Below are 19,448 nucleotides of genomic sequence, written 5' to 3'. Positions count from 1 at the left end.
GCAGATGGCGGATGCCGCGGCTAGTACCAGTTCATCGGCGCGGCGTCGCCCCAGCCCACGATGGTCACCCAGACACGGGCGCCGGGGTAGCCGTGGTAGCAGTTCGCGCGGGCTCGGCCGTTCGCCGGCACCCACGTCGTGCTGCCGCCACCCCACGAGCTGTTGCCGTCGTTGCACTGCAGACGGTAATTGCCGGCCGGGAAGTTCGTCACGTCGACAGCCATGTAGGCGCACGATGCCGACGAGCAGTCGCCCCAGCTGCCGGACGCGCCCTTGACCGTCTGCGCCGTCGGCCGCGGGCGGTCCACGGTGGTCGCGGCATCCGAGACGACGTTGCTCCACTGGCCCTCGGCATCCTGCGCGCGCGCGTCGATCGTGTGGCGCTCGCTGTAGCCGTAGCTGTTGGTGCGGGAGCCGTTGTTCGCGACGTTCTGCCAGCCGCCGCCGTCGATGCGGATCTGCATCTGCGTGATCCTGCGGCCGTTCTCGGCGGGTGCGCTCCACTGGAACGTGATGTTCGTGCCGTCCCGCGTCGCCGAGACGCCGGGATTGCGCACCGGCCCGTACGGCACCGCCCCGTTCGACTGCGCGGACGGGTCGCCGTTGTAGCGCACGCCGTCCAGTGCGGTGTAGGCGCGCAGCCGCACGGTGTACGTGGTGCCGTTGCCGACGCCCCCGATGGTGCGACCGCTGAACGCCTGCCATCCGCCGCCGTTGAGCGAGTACTCGTACTGCAGCTCGCCGGCGTTCGCACCGTTTCCGGCCGCGGGTGTGAACGTCACGTCGATCGTGCTGTCGCCGCGCGGAGTGGATGCCTGCACGTTCGTCGGGGCGCCCGGCACGCCGAACGCGCGACGGGGAGCCGAGGACGCGCCCCACTCGCCCCAGCCAGCCTTGTTCGAGGCGCGGACCCGGAACGTGTAGTCCGTCGTCGAGGTGGTGACATTGACTGCCTGGCGGGTCTGCGAGCCGGGGATGCCGGTGATCGTCCGCACGACCGAGGAGCCCTGCAGCACCTGCAGCTCGTAGCTCGAGATCGCGTCGCCGTTGTCGGCGGGCGGGTTCCACACGACTTCCAGCTGCGCCTGGTCGCCGACCGGGTCGAGGCGGTTCACCGAGGGCGCGCCGGGGGCGTCCGGCGCGCGCGCCGGGATCTCGCTCACCGACCACGTGCTCCAGCTCGATGGCTCGGGCGCGCGGTTGTGCGCCTGCACGCGCACCTGGTAGGCGACGCCGTTCTGCAGGCCGTCCCACACCAGGGAGTTGCCCACCACATCGGCCTTCTGGCTCATCCCCGACGGCGGGGCGGGCGAGATCTCGAGGGTGTACTTCTCCACCGGAGAGCCCGGCGTGGTGGGGGTCGCCCACGACACCGTGAGGCTGCGGTCGCCGAACTGCAGCGCAGGGGCGGCGGGGGTGTCGGGCCGGGCATCGGGACGCGCGGTCTCGGACGGCGCCGACGGGTCGGACGGGCCGACGCGGTTCTCGGCGACGACGACGAAGTTGTACTCGACGTTGTTGGTGAGACCGTCCAGCGTGCACGTCGTGGCGAGGCACTCCTTCTCGTAGTTCCCCGCTGTGGAGGTGACGAGGTAGCGCTCGATCTCGGCGCCGTTGTTCGCCGGGGGCGTCCACGACAGCACGACGGTGCGGTCCTGCACGCTGGAGACCACGGGCGTGCCGGGAGCGTCGGGCTTGCCCTGCACGGTGAGGCGGATGCGTCCCTCGACCTCGCGGTCGGGGTCGCCGGTCGCATCCTGCACGCGGTAGCGGACCACCATGGTCCCGAAGAACTTCGCGTCGGGCGTGACCCGCACATCGCTGCCGGCGAAGTCGACGTCGCCCTGCCCGGTCTCCACGAGCGCGGTGGTGATCTTCAGCGGGGTGTCCGGGAAGGGGTTCACGTCGTTCTCGAGCACCGGCACCGACACGGTCCTGCCCTGGTCGGCCTCCGGCACGATGTCATCGTTCGCCGTGGGAAGCTCGCGCGTCGACGCGATGACGCGCACGCTCACGGAGCCCTCGATCGGATCCGTCGTGCCGTCGGTGATGCGCAGCTCGATCGTGGCGCCGGTGCCCTTCCGGGTGTCGGCGGCCGCGCTGACCTGCAGCTCGGCGCCCTCGATGCGCGCCGTCATGCCGCTGGGCGACCCCCCGACGATCTCGAACCGCAGCCGGTCGGCGTCCTCCGGATCGGGGTCGGTGGTGAGCCCCGCGAGATCGAGCACGGCCGGGTCCTCACCGGGCGCGACATCCATCTGCCCGTTGACGAAGGCGGGCTGCTGGTTCTCGGGCGGGAGCACCGTGATCGGCAGCGTCAGCGTCGCCTTGCGGCCCTGCGGGTCGTCGGGGCCCTCTCCGTCGGTCACCTCGAAGGTGATCGCGTCGGGCCCGAAGTAGCCGGCCGACGAGGTGTACACGAGCGTCGTCTGATCCTTCACGAGCGACGATCCGTCGCTGTGCGCCGCCGTGACCTTGGCCGCCTCGGTGATGATCACCGTGCCGCCGCCGGCCGCACGCACGTGCTCCCCCAGGGGCAGTTCGACGGTCTCGCCGCTCTCGACCTCGACCGGGTCCGTGCTGATGAGGGTCGGCGGAAGCGACGACAGCGCGGGGATGTGGATGAAGGCGGATGCCTCGTTCCCGTCGCGGTCGGTGATGGTGTAGCCGGCGAGGCGGTCGCGGTCGCCGAGCGTGATGCGCACGGTGCCGTCCGCGAGGACGCGGGCGTCGGCGTCGGCGACCGTCAGCTCGAGATCGTCGACGGTCCCGTCGGGGTCCTCGTCGTTGGCGAGCACCTCGAGGTCGACGACGCCGTCCTCGACGTCGGCGGCGCGGACGTAGTCGTCGCGGGCGATGGGGCGCTGCAGCGGGACGTCTTCTGCCACCGTGATCTGCAGCACCGCCTTCGCCTCGGCGCCGCGCGCGTCGCGGATCGTGTACTGCAGCGAGGTCTCGACGGGCTCGGACGGTGAGGTGACGACGACGCGGTTGCCGTCGACCTTCGCCTTGAGACCCGGGACGTCGGGCAGGATCAGCCCGTCGCGGATCAGCCCGAACTCGTCACCGTCGGGGTCGGAGTCGTTCGCGAGGACCGGCACCGCGACCGCACGGCCGGGGCGCATCAGCACCGCGTCCTTGACCGCGTACGGCGCCTGGTTGACGCCCTCGGGCGGGGCGATGCCGACGCGGATCGACGCGGTCGCCTCGGCGCCCAGGCGGTCGCGGACACGGTAGGTGAAGGCATCCACCCCCGCGGTCTCGTCGAATGCCTCGTAGATGAGGTAGTCCGAGCCGGTCTCGACGACGCGTCCCTTGCCCGGCGAGGACGCCAGGCCCATGAGCTGCACCGAGTCGCCGTCGGAGTCGATGCCGTCCAGGGGGACGGCGATGCGCACGCGGCTGCCGCCGAGCACGCGGGCGGTCAGGTCGCGGGGGCGTGGGGCGGCGTTCGTGTCGGCGTTCACCGGCAGCACCTGGATGGTGATGTACCCGGCGTCCTTCTGCCCCGTGCTGTCGACGGCCTCGTAGGTGGCGTAGACGGTGCCGGGCTCGTCCGTTGCGCGGAAGCGGACGGTGTCCTGCGAGACGAAGATCTCGCCGTCCTCCGGCTCCACCAGCGGCGGAATGAGGTCGGGGGCGACGTGGATGGCGTCGCCGTTGGGGTGGTAGTCGTTGTCGAGGACGGGGATCGTCACGACGTCGCCGGCGCGCACGACGACCTGGTCGTCGTTGGCCACCGGCGGCCGCAGCTGCGAGGGTGCGGGGATCGGGATGACGATGACGTCGCCCTCGGCCGACTGGGAGCCGTTGGAGATGCGGTACGTGATCCGCACCTGCTCCGAGAGCGCGGCCTGGTCGCTGATCCGCAGGGTCTCGTGGTTGAGCACCGCGACCGCGATGCCCGAGTTGGGTTCGACGGTGACCGACTGCACGACCAGGATGCCGCCGGACGGGTCGGAGTCGTTGGTGAGCACGTTGACGAGCACCTCGCCGCCGCTCGGCAGGAGCGCGACGTCGCGCACCGCGACGGGCGGGAGCTCGGTGTCTCCCTCGGGCAGCACGTCGACGCGCACGATGCCGGGGACGCCCGCCGCGCCCGCGGCGACCATGTACTGCACGTAGTAGGTCCCCGGCGTCGCCGAGCGGAAGGTGAACGTCTTGTTGGCGTAGTCGGGCACGATGTCGGCGCCCGAGACGGGGTCTACGCGTGCCAGGCGCAGCGGCTCGCGGCCGGCCCCGACGTCGTTGGCGAGAGGGGCGACGGTCGCGGTCTGTCCGGTGCGCACCGCGATGTAGTCGGCGTTGGTCACCGGGTCGATCGATCCCACGGGCCGCACGTCGAAGCGGATGATGCCGACGGCGACGTCGGAGCCGTCCGACACCGTGATCTCGACGTCCTTGCGCCCCTGGGTGCCGCCCACCGCGCGGTAGGTGATGCGGCCGTCGGAGGTGAAGTCGGCCTCATCACCCTCGGCCGGCGCGACCGACCCCAGGAAGACGTCGTCGCCATCGGGGTCGATCCAGTCGGGCAGCACGTTGTAGGTGATCGTGCCCCCGGCCTCGACGGCGACGGTGGTGACCCGCTTCTGCACCGGCGCGGCGTTGACGTCCCACCCGCGCACCGCGAGGGCGACGCGGGCGGTGTCGGTGCCGCCGCGGCCGTCCGAGATCTCGTAGGCGAACGATGCCGAGCCTGAGGCATCCTCCGCCACCGCAATCTGCAGCGACCGGCCGTTGTCGATCGACTGCACCTCGCCGATGGACGGATCGCCGTCGAGCACGCGCGCGGTCAGCACGTCGCCGTCCGGGTCGCTGTCGTTGTCCATGATGGGCAGGATCGTCGTGCGCCCGGGCCGGACGCCGAGATCGTCGTCGTTGGCGTCGGGCGGGGTGTTCACCTCCGACCGCTCGGGCAGCACCGTCTCGGTGGTCTCCTCGGTCGTCTGCTCGCTGTCCTCGGTCTCACCTTCCGGCGGGGTGATGTCATCCCAGTTGTCGACCCGCTGCATGTCCTCCGCGGCCATCCAGGTCGCGCCGCCGATGACGTCGTTGAGCACGACGACGTCGCGATTCACCCGGAACTTCAGCAGGGAGGTCGGTTCGATGCCCTCGATGCCGACGGTGAGGTCGTCGGCATCACCCGCGCAGTCGCGCACGAAACGACCCGAGCCGCTCCAGGCCGCGTAGGCGCAGCCCTCGAGCCACACCGGCTCGGCCGGCGCGCCGTCCCCGCCGGCGGGGAGGGCAGCGGGCTCGGAGCCGTCGAACGGCACGCGCACGAGCGCGGACTCGGTCGACAGCGAGACGGCGTCCGCCGCCGCGGACGGCTGCTGAAGCACGGCGCCGCGTCCCCCGTCGACGACGGTCTCACGCCCGTCGGCGATCACCGTGCCGGTCGACGCGTCCAGCACGACGGGCTTGTCGGCGACGGCCGTGACGCTCAGCTCCGCCGTGTCGTCGATGCCCGCGAGCCCGGTGCGCACCGGCTCTTCGGGGGTGTCGTCGGTGCCCATGCGGATCGTGATGAGCTCGGCGGTCTCGGAGGAGGCGACGTAGACGACGCCGTCGACGCCGACCGCGGCATCCGCCCCCTTCCCGGCGTTGGCGACCGGGTCGGACCCCTCGATCTGGAAGGTGCCGGCGCTCTCGACGGGAAGCACCCAGACGTCGCCCGATGCCCGATCGAGGATCGCCACGGTGGACCCGCCGAGTGCGACCTCGGCATCGCCGGGCAGGCTCGCTGCCCCCGCGAGCGCCACCATGCCCGGGTCGATCACGCTGACCGCCGAGTTCGCCTTGTCGACGAGGAGCACGTCGGAGCCGGACTGCAGGATGTCGTAGTCGTCGCTGGTGGTGCGCAGTCCGCCGTCGAGCACCTGCGACTCGTGATTGAAGTGCCCGACCATGAGGCTCGACTGCTTCGTCACCCACACGCCGCCGTCGTGGAGGTCGACCTCGGTAGTGGGAACGCCCTGGTAGACGAAGGCGAGGGTGGTGAGCGTCACCGCTGCGGCTGTGACCGCGCCTGCCGACGCGAAGGCGCGCGGGCGCGCGCGAAGCCATGCGAAAGACCTCATCGAACCTCGGCCTCCTCCGGGGTGTCGTGCGTCTCTACGTGGCGTCGGGACCCGACGTGGGGCATCGGGCGCTCACAGAAACCTGGGGACGATCCAGCCTAACCCGGCCCATCGCGGGAATGGGACGGGCAGTGTCATCGCTCGATGCTAATCGCCCAGATCAGAGGCAGACGATGGGGACAATCACCCACCCGCCGGAAAGCTCAGCGAAGCGCCGACGTACTCGCGCAGATGCCGGGCGGTCAGGGTGTCGGCGGTCGCGACGAGGTCGGCCGGAGTGCCCTCGAACACCACCTCGCCACCGTCGTGCCCGGCGCCCGGACCGAGATCGATGATCCAGTCGGCGTGCGCCATGACGGCCTGATGGTGCTCGATCACGATGACGCTGTTGCCCGCCTCCACGAGGCGGTCGAGCATTCCCAGCATGTTGTCGACATCGGCGAGATGAAGACCCGTCGTCGGCTCGTCGAGGACGTAGACCGCCCCCTTCTTCGCCATCGAGATCGCGAGCTTCAGACGCTGCCGCTCGCCGCCCGACAGCGTGTTGAGCGCCTGCCCGAGGGTGAGGTATCCGAGTCCCACGTCGATCATGCGGGTGAGGATCGTGTGCGCGGGACCTTTGGCGAAGAAGACGGATGCCTCGTCGGCCGACATCGCCAGCACCTCGGCGATGTTCTTGCCGTCGAGGGTGTACTCGAGCACCTCGTCGCTGAAGCCCGAGCCCTCGCACAGCTCGCACAGGGTCTCGACGGTCTGCGTGAATCCGAGGTTCGTGATGATGACGCCCAGGCCTCGGCACGCGGGACATGCCCCCTCGGAGTTGGCGCTGAAGAGGGCGGGCTTGACGCCGTTGGCCTTCGCGAAGGCCGAACGGACGGTGTCGAGGATGCCGGTGTAGGTCGCCGGGCTCGACCGCCGGTTGCCCTTGATGGGCGACTGGTCCACGACCACGACGTCGTCGAACGCCGGCACGTTGCCGTGGATGAGCGACGACTTTCCGGAACCGGCGACCCCCGTCACGACCGTGAGGATGCCGAGCGGGATGTCGACGTCGACGTTCTTGAGGTTGTGCTGCGTCGCGCCGCGGATCTCGAGCGCACCGGCGCGCCCGCGGGTCGAGCGCTTGAGCCGGGCGCGGTCGTCGAGGTGACGGCCCGTGATGGTGCCCGACGTGCGCAGTCCGGCGACATCGCCCTCGTACTGCACTTCGCCGCCCGCACGACCGGCGCCGGGACCGAGGTCGACGATGTGGTCGGCGATCTCGATGACCTCGGGCTTGTGCTCCACGACGAGCACCGTGTTGCCCTTGTCGCGCAGCTGCTGCAGCAGCCGGTTCATGCGGGCGATGTCGTGGGGGTGCAATCCCGCCGTCGGCTCGTCGAAGACGTAGCTGATGTCGGTGAGGGGGGACCCGAGGTGCCGGATCATCTTCGTGCGCTGCGCCTCGCCGCCCGACAGCGTGCCCGAGGCGCGGTCCAGCGACAGGTAGCCGAGGCCGATGTCGATGAACGACGCGATCGTCTGGCGCAGGCCGACCATGAGCGGGGCGACCGACGGGTCGTCGACGGTGTCGAGCCACGCCGCGAGATCGGTGATCTGCATGGCCGCGGCATCCGCGATGCTGATCCCGTTGATCTTCGACGACCGTGCCCCCTCGTTGAGCCGCGTGCCGCCGCACTCGGGGCACGGCAGGAACTTCACCGCGCGGTCCACGAACGCGCGGATGTGCGGCTGCAGCGAGTCGCGGTCCTTCTGCAGCATGGACTTCGTCAGCTTGGGGACCAGGCCCTCATAGGTCATGTTGATCCCGGCGATCTTGACCTTCGTCGGCTCCTTGTAGAGGAAGTCCGCGCGCTCCTGCTCGGAGTAGTCCTGGATGGGCTTGGCGGGGTCGACGAAGCCGGACTCGGTGTACGCCTTCACCATCCAGCCGTCGACGCTGTAGCCCGGGATCTTCAGGGCGCCGCCCGCGAGCGACTTGGTCCGGTCGTACAGCTCGTCGAGGTCGACGTCGCTCACCTCGCCGAGCCCCTCGCACCGCGGGCACATTCCGCCCGTCACTTCGAACGATCGGCGCTCCTTGACCTTCTTGCCGGCCTTCTCGAAAGTGACGGCACCGGCACCCGACACCGACGGGATGTTGAACGAGAAGGCCTGCGGCGAGCCGACGTGCGGCGAGCCGATGCGGCTGAACAGCAGCCGCAGCATGGCGTGGGCGTCGGTCGCGGTGCCCACGGTGGAGCGGGCGTTGGCGCCCATGCGCTCCTGGTCGACGATGATCGCCGGGCTCACGTTCTCGAGCGCGTCGACCTCGGGGCGGCTGAGCTGCCCCATGAACTGCTGCACGAACGTCGGATACGTCTCGTTGATGAGGCGCTGCGACTCGTTCGCGATGGTCCCGAACACCAGCGACGACTTGCCCGACCCGCTGACGCCCGTGAAGACCGTGAGGCGGCGCTTCGGGATCTCGACGGAGACGTTCTTGAGGTTGTTCTCGCGGGCTCCGACGACGCGGATGACCTCGTGCGAATCGGCGACATGAGATGCCATGCGCACGAGTATGCCCGGCAATGCGGACACCGCGCTTCCTCGATCCTGCTCGACCTCTTCCCCTTTCAGCACCGTCGCGCCCGAGGGCGCCGCCGACGTCACGATGCGGGTCAACGGTGCGTGCGCCAGCAGCCTCCGACGTGATCGTCGACCATGCCCGCCGATTGCATCAGGGCGTACATCGTGGTCGGTCCCACGGACCGGAACCCGCGCTTGCGCAGCGCCTTGCTGAGCGCGTCCGACGCGGGGGTCGTCGCCGGCACGTCCGCGAGCGTCGCGGGACGACGATGCGCAGCGGGGGCGAACGACCACATGAAGGCGTCGAACTCGCCCGGCGCGAGGTCGAGGAGCAGCCGGGCGTTGGAGATCGTGGCCTGGATCTTGGCGCGGTTGCGGATGATGCCGGCATCCGTCATCAATCGCTCGATGTCGTCGTCGTCGAACGTGGCCACAGCCTCGGGCTCGAATCCCGCGAACACCTCGCGGAAGCGCGGCCGCTTGCGCAGGATCGTGATCCACGACAGGCCAGCCTGAAAGCCCTCGAGGCTCATCTTCTCGAACAGCGCGCGGTCGCCGTGCAGCGGAACGCCCCACTCCTCGTCGTGATAGCGGGCGTACTCGGGGTCGTCGCCGACCCACGCGCAGCGCGCGCGGCCGTCGGCGCCGAGGCGGACGTCGGTGCTCACCGCGCCAGCCTAGGGGTGCCCCCGCTGCGGAGGCTGTCAAGCCCCTCCGCCGGGGAGGGTGCCGCACGTAACGTGGCGGCATGACTGATCTCACCGGAAAGAAGGTCGCGTTCCTCGCGACGAACGGGTACGAAGACAGTGAGCTCACCTCCCCGTGGGAGGCGGTGACCTCCGCCGGCGCCACCGCCGTGATGGTGGCGCCTGAGGGTGGCGAGATCGAGGGCAAGAACGGCCACCGGCAGTCGGTGGATCTGTCGGCGTCGCAGGCGGATGCCTCCGAGTACGACGCGCTCGTGCTCCCGGGCGGCGTCGTCAACGCCGACCACCTGCGGATGGACGCGGACGCCGTCGCGTTCGGCCGGGCGTTCTTCGAGCAGCACAAGCCGGTCGGCGTCATCTGCCACGGCGGCTGGCTGCTCGTCGAGGCCGACGTCGTGAACGGCCGCACGCTGACGAGCTACCCCAGCCTCAAGACCGACCTGCGCAACGCCGGGGCGACGTGGGTCGACGAAGAGGTCGTGGTCGACCAGGGCCTGGTATCGAGCCGGACCCCCGACGACCTTCCTGCCTTCAATGCCAAGGTCGTCGAAGAGATCGCCGAGGGCACGCACTCCGGCCAGACCGCCTGACGTCTGCCATGCGATGCCGCGGCGGTGCGGGAGACCGCATCGCCGCGGCATCCGTCCGTCCGGGCCGGCGCACCGGCGTGCGCTCCCGGTTCCGGGATGCCCGGCACGTCGCGTACCGTGGAACGTCGGGCCGTTCAGCCCGGCGCAGGAAGGAACCGCCGTGAAGATCGTCGCCTCGTCGGACTGGCGCGACGCCATCCCCTTCGACACGCTGGTGCTCGTCGCCGACGTCGTTCCCGGCGACCCCACCCGGTGCTTCACGTGCGGCGCCGGTTCCGAGCCGCTGCCGCGCACCGAGCTGTGGGCGTACAAGCACCGCCACCCCAAGAACCACGACGGCTACGTGCGGTTCTACTGCGCCGAGCACCGCCCGGTCATCCAGCGCCCCGCCCCGGCCATGGCCGCGCCCGGCGTGCGCAGCGCTTCCCGCAGCTCATCGCGCCCCGCCGCCGAGCGTCGTCCCGCGAAGCCCGTCGTGCCCGAACGGCAGCGGGCCATCTGCCCGAACTGCTTCGTCGAGGTCTCGGCGACGGGCGAGTGCGGCATGTGCGGCTGGTCGGCCGACTGACCGAGGTTGCGAGGCATCCGCCCCGACCTCGCCGCGCGAGCGCACGATCTGCCGTCGAGTGCACGGCGCCGCGGCGCGCGCTGCTCGTGCAGTCGCGACGAGGCCGTGCGCTCGCCCCGCGGTCTACTTCTTCTTGAGCGACTTCTCCGAGACCGGCGCTTCGCCCGACGCGGCGAGCGCACGGTAGTACTCGCGCGCCTCGTCCTGACGCTTCTGCTCGGCGCCGGACGCGATCGGCGCGCGCACGTGCTCGGGCGCGAACCCATAGGCGTCGACGAGATCCTGCGCGTGCGGCCGCAGGCGCCCCGCGAGCCGGTCGATGTAGCGGGAGACGGATGCCGCGCGCTGAGCCGACAGCCGGCCGTTGATGAGGTACCACGCGAGGTGCTTCTCGATGAGGTGCAGGCCGAAGAGGTCACGCAGCCACGTCAGGACGCGCTTCGTGCCCTCGTCGGAGATGCCGTTCACCCCGTCGGTGAACGCCTCCCACTGCAGCAGCTCGCCGTGCGCGCGGGCCGCCTCGATGAGCTCGGCCTGGTGGCTGTTGAACAGGGCTGCCGCCTCGGCGGGCGACAGCTTCGACGCGGGGCGCAGTGCGGCGGCGACGTCGGCCACCATCTGCTGCACGCGACCGGCGAGCAGCTCGTGCTGCTGGTCGGCCCGCAGGCCCAGCTCCACCGAGCGTGCGGTCGAGCCGAAATCGGCCACCGCCTGGCCCAGCTGCCGCAGGCCCGCACCGTGGAACACCTTGCCCGCGGTCTGGCCGACGGCGAAGCGGGCGAGGGTCGCGGCATCCGCTCCCTTGAACTGCGTGGCGTAGTCGGCCAGCAGGCGTTTGCCGACGAGCTGGAGCAGGACGTTGTTGTCGCCCTCGAAGGTGACATACACGTCGAGGTCGTGGTGGAGGCCCACCATGCGGTTCTCGGCGAGGAACCCCGAGCCGCCGCACGCCTCGCGGGCCTCCTGGATGGTGTCCAGCGCGTTCCACGTCGACAGCGGCTTGAGCGCCGCGGCGAGCGTCTCGAGGTCTTCGCGCTCCTCGGGCGTGTCGTGGCGGCCCGAGAAGACGCCGTCGAACTTCTTCAACAGCTCGTCGGTGCTGAAGAACTGCGCGTAGTTCTGCGCGAGGAGGGGCAGCAGGCGCCGCTGGTGCTTGCCGTAGTCCAGCAGCACGACTTCGTCGGTGCCGGCGCCGGAGTCGAACTGCCGGCGCTGGTTGGCGTAGGTCACTGCGATGTGGAGCGCGAGCGCCGCGCCGGTCGTGGCGGCGCCGTCGAGCGAGACGCGGCCCTGCACGAGAGCGCCGAGCATGGTGAAGAAGCGGCGGCCGGGGCTGGCGATCTCGGACGTGTAGGTGCCGTCGGCCGCGACCTGCCCGTAACGGTCGAGCAGGTTGAAGCGCGGCACCCGCACCTGGTCGAACGCGAGGCGCCCGTTGTCGATGCCGTTGAGGCCGCCCTTGACGCCGTCGTCCTCGCTGATGATGCCGGGCATCATGTTGCCCTCGTCGTCGCGGATGGGCACGAAGAAGCAGTGCACGCCGTAGTTGACGCCGCCGGTGATCAGCTGCGCGAACACCGTCGCCGCCTTGCCGTGCAGAGCCGCATTGCCGAGGTAGTCCTTGTAGGCGCCGCGGAACGGCGTGTGGATCACGAACTCCTCGGTGTCGACGTCATAGGTCGCGGTGGTGCCGATCGCCGCCACATCCGATCCGTGCCCGGTCTCGGTCATCGCGAACGCGCCGGGGAGGCTCACGTCGATCACCGCGGGGAGCCACTCCTCGTGGTGCTTCTCGGTGCCGAGCTGGAAGATGGCCGAGCCGAAGAGGCCCCACTGCACGCCCGACTTGATCTGCAGACTGGGGTCGGCGAGCACGAGCTCCTGGAAGCCGGCGATGTTCGCGCCGTTGTCGCTCAGACCGCCGAACTTCTCGGGGAACGCGCGGCGCGAGCCGCCGTGGTCCACGAGCAGGCGCAACTGGGCGAGCACGCGCTCGCGCTGCTCGGACATCGACTGCCCTTCGATACGCCAGAACACCGGGTCCTTGATCATCTCGCGTGCCTCGCGGCGCGTGTCGGCCCAGGTGCCCAGGAGCAGGTCGGTGACCGCGGCGATGTCGATACGGGGCTCGGATGCCTCAGCCGCGGTGTGCGGCGCGACAGGCGCGCCGCCGGCGGGCGTGCGCTTGCTGGTGGCGGGCTTCTTGGTGCGGACGGCGGCGTCAGCCATGTGCATCACCTCTCGGTGCAATGGACAGGATCACGTTCTCTTCGACCGTAGAACTCCCACAAGCGGTCATCAACGCGAATAGCGGATGTCTACAACTTCCAGGGCGGATGCCTCGGCCTCGCGTTGTGCGAGGGGCACAGCGGCGGCATCCGGCCTCCGCGCGTGCGCCGTGCATGCTCGGTCGCGCGACACGCCGCGCGGAGGCGCCGGCCATCGGCGTGTCGCCGTCGCCGGCGATGCACCACGCATTCCGGGCGGCGACCTCCGCTCGTAGGCTGGGCGCATGACGCCCCCTCCGACGGCCATCACGACGGCGTTCATCCCGGTGCGCGACCCCCGGGCGGGCGCGCACTGGTTCGCGGACGTGTTCGGCCTCGAGATCGTCGAGGAGTCGGACTTCTCGAGCGTGCTCGCCGGGTCGCACGGCCAGGTGACGCTGATGGGGCCCAGGAGCGGCATCGAGGTCGTCCCCGGTCTGCCGTGGGCGACATGCAGCTTCCGCGTCGACGACCTCGAACCGGTGCACGAACTGCTCGCCCGCCTCGGCGCACACCCGAGCGAGGTGCTCGGCGATCCCGGTCGTTGCCTCTTCTTCACGGCGACCGACCCCGACGGCAACACCATCCTGGTCACGGACCGCTGAGCCGGCGCCGCCGAGGATGTCGGGGGTCCCGCCGACAATGGATCCGATGGTGCTCGACATGTCCCCGCTCGACCTCACCGGCCGCGTGCCCGACGTCGACGAGACGTTCGCGTCGCCGACACTCGACTCCCAGCGCTGGTGGCCGTTCTACACACCGCACTGGTCGACGCGGGATGCCGCGGCGGCACGGTGGCAGCTCGGGTCCGGCGGTCTCGAGCTGAGGATCGACGCCGACACCCCGCCGTGGGCGCCTGACCTCGACGGCGAGCTGCGCGTGTCGCACCTGCAGACCGGGCAGCACTCGGGGCCGCCGGGCAGCGGGATCGGACAGCACCGCTTCCGGCGTGGGCTCACGGTGCGGCAGGAGCAGCCGGAGCGCCGGCTCTGGCTCGTGCGCCACGGCGTCATCGAGGTCAGGCTCGCCGCCATCCGGCATCCCGACGCGATGGTCGCGTTCTGGCCGATCGGCTTCGAGGATCGCCCCGAGGACTGCGGCGAGATCTGCATCGCCGAGATCTTCGGCAGCGACCTCGACGACGACGGCGGCTGGGTGGGCGTGGGCGTCAAGCCGCAGAACGACCCGCGGCTGCGCGAGGACTTCGAGAAGATCCGCGTCGACGGCGACCTGACGGACTTCCACGACTACGCGGTGGAGTGGACACCCGATCAGCTGCGCTTCTTCATCGACGGACGGTGGGTCAAGACGGTGCAGCAGAGGATCGACTACCCCGTGCAGCTCATGCTCGACGTGTACGAGTTCCCGCGGGCCGGCGGCATCCGTGACTCTTCCGCACTCCCGCATGTGCTGCGGGTGCAGCGCGTCCGCTCCTTCCCGCCGGCATGACGGGGTCCGCACCGAGCCCGGGCGTCAGAAGAGCCCGACGATCCTGCCGTCCGCGTCGACGTCGATGCTGTTCGCCGCCGGCACGGCCGGAAGGCCGGGCATCGTCATGATGTCGCCGCACACCATGACCACGAACCGCGCGCCGGCGGCCAGGCGCACCTCGCGGACGTCGACGGCGTGCCCGGTCGGGGCGCCCCGGAGCTTCGGGTCGGTGGAGAAGGAGTACTGCGTCTTGGCGACGCACACCGGGTAGCCGCCGTACCCCTCGTCCTGCAGGCGCTTGATCTGGGCGCGCACCGTCGTCGAGGCCGTGACTTCGGATGCCCCGTAGATGCGTGTCGCGATGGCCGTCATCTTCTGCCAGAGCGTCGCGTCGTCGGGGTAGGTGAATCGGAGCCCGCTCTTCGGCGCTCGCGCGTCGACCGGCGCGGCATCCGACTCGGCGCACAGCCGCACCACTTCGCGTGCGAGCTCCTCGGCGCCGGCGCCGCCCTGCGCGAAGTGCCGAGCCACGACCGCTTTCACCCCGACCGCGTCGGCGGCGGCGATGAGCGCCGCGATCTCGGCATCCGTGTCCTCCGCGCGATGGTTGATGGCGACGACGGCGGGTATGCCCCACGTCTCGCGCACGGTCTCGAGGTGCCGGACGAGGTTGGCCGTTCCGCGCTCGAGGGCGGCGACGTCTTCGCGAGCGAGGTCGGCCACCTCGACGCCGCCGTGGTACTTCATGGCGCGCACGGTGGCGACGACGACGGCGACGTCTGGCCGCAGGCCCGTCGTGCGGCACAGGATGTCGACGAACTTCTCGGCGCCGAGATCCGCACCGAATCCGGCTTCGGTGACGACGTAGTCCGCCATGCGCAGCGCCGAATCGGTGGCGAGGTACGAGTTGCACCCATGCGCGATGTTGGCAAACGGCCCGCCGTGCACGAACGCCGGCGTGTGCTCGAGGGTCTGCACGAGGTTGGGTGCGAGGGCGTCGCGCAGCACCGCCGCCATCGCGCCGTGCGCCTGCAGGTCGCGCGCGCGGACCGCCCGGCGGTCGCGCGTGTAGGCGACGACGATCTCGCCGAGCCGCTCCTTGAGGTCGGCGAGGTCGGTGGCCAGGCAGAAGATGGCCATCACCTCGCTGGCCACGACGATGTCGAAGCCCGCCTCGCGCGGATAGCCGTTGCCAGGGCCGCCGAGCCCGACGACGGTGTCGCGCAGGGCGCGGTCGTTGACATCGAGCACGCGCCGCCACGTCACGCGCCGCACGTCGATGCCCAGCTGGTTGCCATGGTGCACGTGGTTGTCGATCAGCGCCGCGAGCAGATTGGTCGCGATGGCGATGGCCGAGAAGTCGCCCGTGAAGTGGAGGTTGATGTCTTCCATCGGCACGACCTGCGCGTACCCGCCGCCCGCAGCCCCGCCCTTCATGCCGAATACCGGCCCCAGCGCCGGCTCGCGCAGGCAGATCATCGCGCGCTCCCCGATGCGGGTGAGCGCGTCGCCGAGGCCGACGGTCGTCGTGGTCTTGCCCTCGCCGGCGGGCGTCGGCGAGACGGCGGTCATCAGCACCAGGCGGCCCCGGGGCTTGTCGCGCAGCGTGCGCAAATGATTCAGCGACACCTTCGCCTTGTAGCGGCCGTACGGCTCGAGCTCGTCGTCCGGGATGCCGAGCCGCTCGGCGATCCGGGTGATCGGCCAGAGCTCGGCCTGCTGTGCGATCTCGATGTTGCTCGCGGACACCGTCGCTCCCCACGGCGGGCTCCGTCGTCCGCCGATGTCAGCCTAGGGGTTCGCCTGCCGCCGTCCCGGTTTCCGCCGCCGTTGCCGGGAAACCCTGGCGGGGAACGCCCTCGGGTCTTTACGGTGGTGTCCATGGTGGCGCCGGTGCGTAGAGCCACGGTCGACGACGCCGAGGTCGTCGCCGCGCTGCTGCACGATTTCAACAGCGAGTTCGACACGCCCTCTCCGGGCACGGCAGTGCTGGCCGAGCGCCTCCGCGTCCTCCTCGCCGGCGCCGAGACGTTCGCGCTGCTCGGCGGCGAGCCGGCGGTCGGCGTCGCGCTCGTGACCGTGCGGCCCAACGTCTGGTATCCGGGACCGGTCGCGCTGCTCGACGAGATGTACGTCGCACCCCGTGCGCGCGGCGGGGGCGTCGGCGGCGCGATCGTCGACCGCCTCGTGGCGGACTGCCGCCGCGCCGGGGTATCGGCGATCGAGATCAACGTCGACGAGGGTGACGTCGATGCCCAGCGCTTCTATGAGCGCCACGGCTTCTCGGGAGTCGATCCCGACACCGACGAGCGCGCGTTCTTCTACTCGCAGGAGCTCTGACCCCGGGGAGCGCGCATCCCGCGCCCGCTGCACGGGTTGTCGGCGAGCGCACGGGTTGGGCACAGGACCAAGCCGTGCGCTCGGCGCCAAGGCGTGCACTCGTCCGGCCCGCGCCGCGCCGACGGGCGGTCGGACGTCGGGGGCGCGACCGGGAGTCGGACGAACCGCGGCGAGGCGCGGTCCGACGGCGGGCGGCGGCGCGCCACGCGTCGAGTACGGGTGAGGAGACTTCGGGGGTCAGGCGGCGGACGCGACGACAGCCAGCACCGCCTCGCCGTACGCCTCGCGCTTCTTGGCACCGATGCCCGCGACGCCGTCGAGATCGGCGAGCGACTCGGGTCGGCGCTCGGCGAGGGCGCGCAGCGTCGCATCGCCGAACACGATGTACGCGGGAACGCCCAGCTCTTTGGCCACGACGCCGCGCCACGCGCGCAGCGCCTCGAAGACCCCCGCGTCCGCCGGGTTGAGGGTGTCGGGCGCATTCGTCTTGCGCACGCGGGCCACCCCGCCCGACCGCCCCATGACGTCGCGGCGCAGCGGCACCGGGGTCTCGCCGCGCAGCACGCCGGCGGCCGGCTCGCCGAGCGCGAGGGTGCCGTACTCGCCGCGGGCGACCAGGACCCCGCGCGCGAGGAGCTGCCGGATCACGCTGCGCCAGTCCTGTTCGCTGAGGTCCGCCCCCAGCCCGTACGTGGAGAGCGACTCGTGCCCTTGCTGGCGGATCCGGTCGTTGGATGCCCCGCGGAGGATGTCGATGAGGTGGCCGGCGCCGAACGCTTGGCCGCGCTCACGCTGCAGCCGCACGATCGTGGAGAGGAGCTTCTGCGCGGGCACGAGGCCGTCCCACGTCTCGGGCGCCTCGAGGCACGTGTCGCAATTCCCGCACGGCTGCGAGCGCTCGCCGAAGTAGGCGAGCAGGTTCTGGCGGCGGCATCCGACCGTCTCACACAGCGCGAGCATCGCATCGAGGTGCTGCCCGAGCCGCATCTTGAAGGCGCGATCGCCGGGCGACTGGTCGATCATGCGGCGCTGCTGCACGACGTCGCCGAGCCCATAGGCCATCCAGGCGACGGATGCCTCGCCGTCACGGCCCGCTCGCCCGGTCTCCTGGTAGTAGCCCTCGACCGACTTCGGGAGGTCGATGTGGGCCACGAACCGGACGTCGGGCTTGTCGATGCCCATGCCGAACGCGATGGTCGCGACCATCACGACGCCGTCCTCGCGGAGGAACCGCGCCTGATTGGCGCTGCGCGTCTCGGCGGGGAGTCCCGCATGGTACGGCAGCGCGTCGACGCCCTGGGCAGACAGGAACTCGGCCGTCTGCTCCACCGACTTGCGACTGAGCGCGTAGACGATGCCCGCCGCGCCGGCGCCCTGCGCGCGGATGAACGCGACGAGCTGCCGCCGCGGGTCGGACTTGGCCTCGATGCGGTACTGGATGTTCGGGCGGTCGAAGCTCGACACGAAGTGCCGCGCCTTCGGCAGCTGCAGCCGCTCGGTCATCTCGCGATGCGTCGCGGGTGTCGCGGTGGCGGTCAGCGCGAGGCGCGGGACCCCGGGGAACCGGTCGGCGAGCGCACCGAGCGCCAGATAGTCGGGCCGGAAGTCGTGACCCCACTGCGAGACGCAGTGCGCCTCGTCGATCGCGATGACGCTCAGCCTTCCCCGCCCGAGGAACCGGAGGGTCGCCTCGGTGTTGAGCCGCTCGGGAGCGACGTAGAGGAGGTCGAGGTCGCCGGCGAGGTACGCGCGCTCGACGGCCGCCCGCTCGGCGGGCGCCTGGGTCGAGTTGAGATAGGCCGCACGAACGCCGTTGGCGACGAGGGCGTCGACCTGGTCGTGCATGAGGGCGATGAGGGGGCTGACGACGAGCCCGGTGCCCGGTCGCACCAGGGCGGGCACCTGGTAGCACACGCTCTTGCCGCCGCCGGTGGGCATCAGCACGACGGCGTCTCCGCCGGCGATCACGTGGTCGACGATGGCGCCCTGCTCCCCGCGGAACGCGTCGTACCCGTACACCTCGCTCAGCACGGCTCGCGCGTCGAAGCCCGTGAAATCGCGCCGCGGACCGGCGTCGGCGAACGGATCGAGCGGCGCCGACCCGGCGGCGAACGGATCCGGCGGCGGCGCCCAGCCGTCCTCCGGCGGCGCCCACGCGTCGTCGGGCGGCGCGAACTCATCGGCCTCCCACGCGAGACCGGCGTACGGGTCGCCCTGCGGGATCGTCATCTGGTCCAGCGTAACCGCGGCTTCCGACGCCGCTCCCCGCGACCTCCGCACCGGGGGACGGCCCGCCGCACGAGGGTGCGGGGGAGGAAGGTCAGCACCACTTCTCGGCGATGGTGGTGACGACGTTGAGGTTGCGGTTCGTGGCAACGCCCAGCAGCTTGGCAGCCCCCAGCGGATCGACCGAGCCCGCCTGGTACCCCGGTCCCAGCAGAGCATGCGCGACCCGGCCGCGAACGACCATCTCGCCCTCGGCCGACGCGAGACCGGTGATCCGCTCCACGGCCTCGGGCGAAGGCTCGTCCTTCATCAGGTAGACGTAGTGCCGCTCCAGCCCGGGATGCTGCGCGTTGAGCTCCGCCGCCTCGCGCGCGATCTCGGCCAGCTCGCCGGTGGTGAACACGATCGCCGGGACGTCGAAGCCACGGTCGGCGGCGAAGGCCCGCTCGAGCAGCCCCTCGATCTTCGGGCGCGAGCGCAGCGACGTCGTCAAGCGCACGTTGCCGGTGTTGATGTGCGTCTCGACGCCGGTGAAGCCGACGCTCTCCACGACGCGGCGGATGTCGTCCTTCGGGAACTTGCGGTTCGGACCGAGGTTGATCGCGCGGAGGAACGCCACGTAGGTGGGCATGACGTCATCATTCCGGATGCCGCCGACACGAGGCATCCGT

The 19,448-nt window shown here is 71.0% G+C and carries 12 protein-coding genes; 5 read left to right on the top strand and 7 right to left on the bottom strand.

The window, feature by feature from the left end; all coding sequences use genetic code 11:
• Window positions 1-20 precede the first annotated feature (20 nt).
• From IR212_RS01070 to IR212_RS01060, 3 genes are all read right to left on the bottom strand, one after another.
• A complete protein-coding gene (locus IR212_RS01070) occupies window positions 21-6,080 on the bottom strand; it encodes an Ig-like domain-containing protein (RefSeq protein WP_194397206.1) in 6,060 nt (2,019 codons plus the stop codon).
• 183 nt (window positions 6,081-6,263) lie between these two features.
• On the bottom strand, window positions 6,264-8,630 hold the full coding sequence (locus tag IR212_RS01065) for an ATP-binding cassette domain-containing protein (protein WP_194397205.1): 2,367 nt from the start codon (window positions 8,628-8,630) through the stop codon (window positions 6,264-6,266).
• Between the two features lie 110 nt (window positions 8,631-8,740).
• Window positions 8,741-9,316, bottom strand: a complete 576-nt coding sequence (locus tag IR212_RS01060; protein WP_194397204.1) for a DNA-3-methyladenine glycosylase I — start codon at window positions 9,314-9,316, stop codon at window positions 8,741-8,743.
• A gap of 80 nt (window positions 9,317-9,396) precedes the next feature.
• Between IR212_RS01060 and IR212_RS01055 the strand changes: the two genes are divergently transcribed.
• Both IR212_RS01055 and IR212_RS01050 read left to right on the top strand, forming a co-directional pair.
• On the top strand, window positions 9,397-9,945 hold the full coding sequence (locus tag IR212_RS01055) for a type 1 glutamine amidotransferase domain-containing protein (RefSeq protein WP_194397203.1): 549 nt from the start codon (window positions 9,397-9,399) through the stop codon (window positions 9,943-9,945).
• Window positions 9,946-10,105: 160 nt separating this feature from the next.
• Window positions 10,106-10,513 carry a glucose-6-phosphate dehydrogenase gene (locus IR212_RS01050; RefSeq protein ID WP_194397202.1) on the top strand — a complete coding sequence of 136 codons (408 nt, stop codon included), beginning with the start codon at window positions 10,106-10,108 and terminating at the stop codon, window positions 10,511-10,513.
• A 123-nt stretch (window positions 10,514-10,636) separates the two neighbouring features.
• Here the strand turns inward: IR212_RS01050 and IR212_RS01045 are convergent, their stop codons facing one another.
• Window positions 10,637-12,742, bottom strand: coding sequence for an acyl-CoA dehydrogenase family protein (locus tag IR212_RS01045; RefSeq protein ID WP_194397201.1), 2,106 nt, complete (start codon window positions 12,740-12,742; stop codon window positions 10,637-10,639).
• A 283-nt stretch (window positions 12,743-13,025) separates the two neighbouring features.
• Between IR212_RS01045 and IR212_RS01040 the strand changes: the two genes are divergently transcribed.
• Entirely contained in the window at window positions 13,026-13,385 is a 360-nt protein-coding gene (locus IR212_RS01040) for a VOC family protein (RefSeq protein WP_194397200.1), read from the top strand.
• Between the two features lie 46 nt (window positions 13,386-13,431).
• A complete protein-coding gene (locus tag IR212_RS01035; RefSeq protein WP_194397199.1) occupies window positions 13,432-14,229 on the top strand; it encodes a glycoside hydrolase family 16 protein in 798 nt (265 codons plus the stop codon).
• Between the two features lie 24 nt (window positions 14,230-14,253).
• Here IR212_RS01035 and IR212_RS01030 read toward each other — a convergent pair whose 3' ends face one another.
• Window positions 14,254-15,960, bottom strand: coding sequence for a formate--tetrahydrofolate ligase (locus IR212_RS01030; RefSeq protein WP_194397198.1), 1,707 nt, complete (start codon window positions 15,958-15,960; stop codon window positions 14,254-14,256).
• A 132-nt stretch (window positions 15,961-16,092) separates the two neighbouring features.
• On the opposite strand from IR212_RS01030, the gene IR212_RS01025 reads away from it, so the two are divergent.
• Window positions 16,093-16,551 carry a GNAT family N-acetyltransferase gene (locus tag IR212_RS01025; protein ID WP_194397197.1) on the top strand — a complete coding sequence of 153 codons (459 nt, stop codon included), beginning with the start codon at window positions 16,093-16,095 and terminating at the stop codon, window positions 16,549-16,551.
• A 237-nt stretch (window positions 16,552-16,788) separates the two neighbouring features.
• Here IR212_RS01025 and recQ read toward each other — a convergent pair whose 3' ends face one another.
• Together recQ and IR212_RS01015 are read right to left on the bottom strand one after the other, a co-directional pair.
• Window positions 16,789-18,780, bottom strand: coding sequence for a DNA helicase RecQ (gene recQ, locus IR212_RS01020; protein WP_194397196.1), 1,992 nt, complete (start codon window positions 18,778-18,780; stop codon window positions 16,789-16,791).
• A gap of 91 nt (window positions 18,781-18,871) precedes the next feature.
• Window positions 18,872-19,408, bottom strand: a complete 537-nt coding sequence (locus tag IR212_RS01015) for a DUF1697 domain-containing protein (protein ID WP_194397195.1) — start codon at window positions 19,406-19,408, stop codon at window positions 18,872-18,874.
• Window positions 19,409-19,448: the final 40 nt, after the last annotated feature.

This window comes from Microbacterium atlanticum (assembly GCF_015277815.1).
Classification (GTDB): Bacteria; Actinomycetota; Actinomycetes; order Actinomycetales; family Microbacteriaceae; genus Microbacterium; species Microbacterium atlanticum.
This window is presented reverse-complemented; position numbering and strand designations above follow the sequence as displayed.

Excerpts from the sequence above, each read along its gene's own strand:
- IR212_RS01015 (WP_194397195.1), bottom strand. The coding sequence starts at position 19,408 with ATGCCCACCTACGTGGCGTTCCTCCGCGCGATCAACCTCGGTCCGAAC.
- IR212_RS01025 (WP_194397197.1), top strand. The coding sequence starts at position 16,093 with ATGGTGGCGCCGGTGCGTAGAGCCACGGTCGACGACGCCGAGGTCGTC.
- IR212_RS01045 (WP_194397201.1), bottom strand. The coding sequence starts at position 12,742 with ATGGCTGACGCCGCCGTCCGCACCAAGAAGCCCGCCACCAGCAAGCGC.
- IR212_RS01035 (WP_194397199.1), top strand. The coding sequence starts at position 13,432 with ATGGTGCTCGACATGTCCCCGCTCGACCTCACCGGCCGCGTGCCCGAC.
- recQ (WP_194397196.1), bottom strand. The coding sequence starts at position 18,780 with ATGACGATCCCGCAGGGCGACCCGTACGCCGGTCTCGCGTGGGAGGCC.
- IR212_RS01065 (WP_194397205.1), bottom strand. The coding sequence starts at position 8,630 with ATGGCATCTCATGTCGCCGATTCGCACGAGGTCATCCGCGTCGTCGGA.
- IR212_RS01055 (WP_194397203.1), top strand. The coding sequence starts at position 9,397 with ATGACTGATCTCACCGGAAAGAAGGTCGCGTTCCTCGCGACGAACGGG.
- IR212_RS01070 (WP_194397206.1), bottom strand. The coding sequence starts at position 6,080 with ATGAGGTCTTTCGCATGGCTTCGCGCGCGCCCGCGCGCCTTCGCGTCG.
- IR212_RS01040 (WP_194397200.1), top strand. The coding sequence starts at position 13,026 with ATGACGCCCCCTCCGACGGCCATCACGACGGCGTTCATCCCGGTGCGC.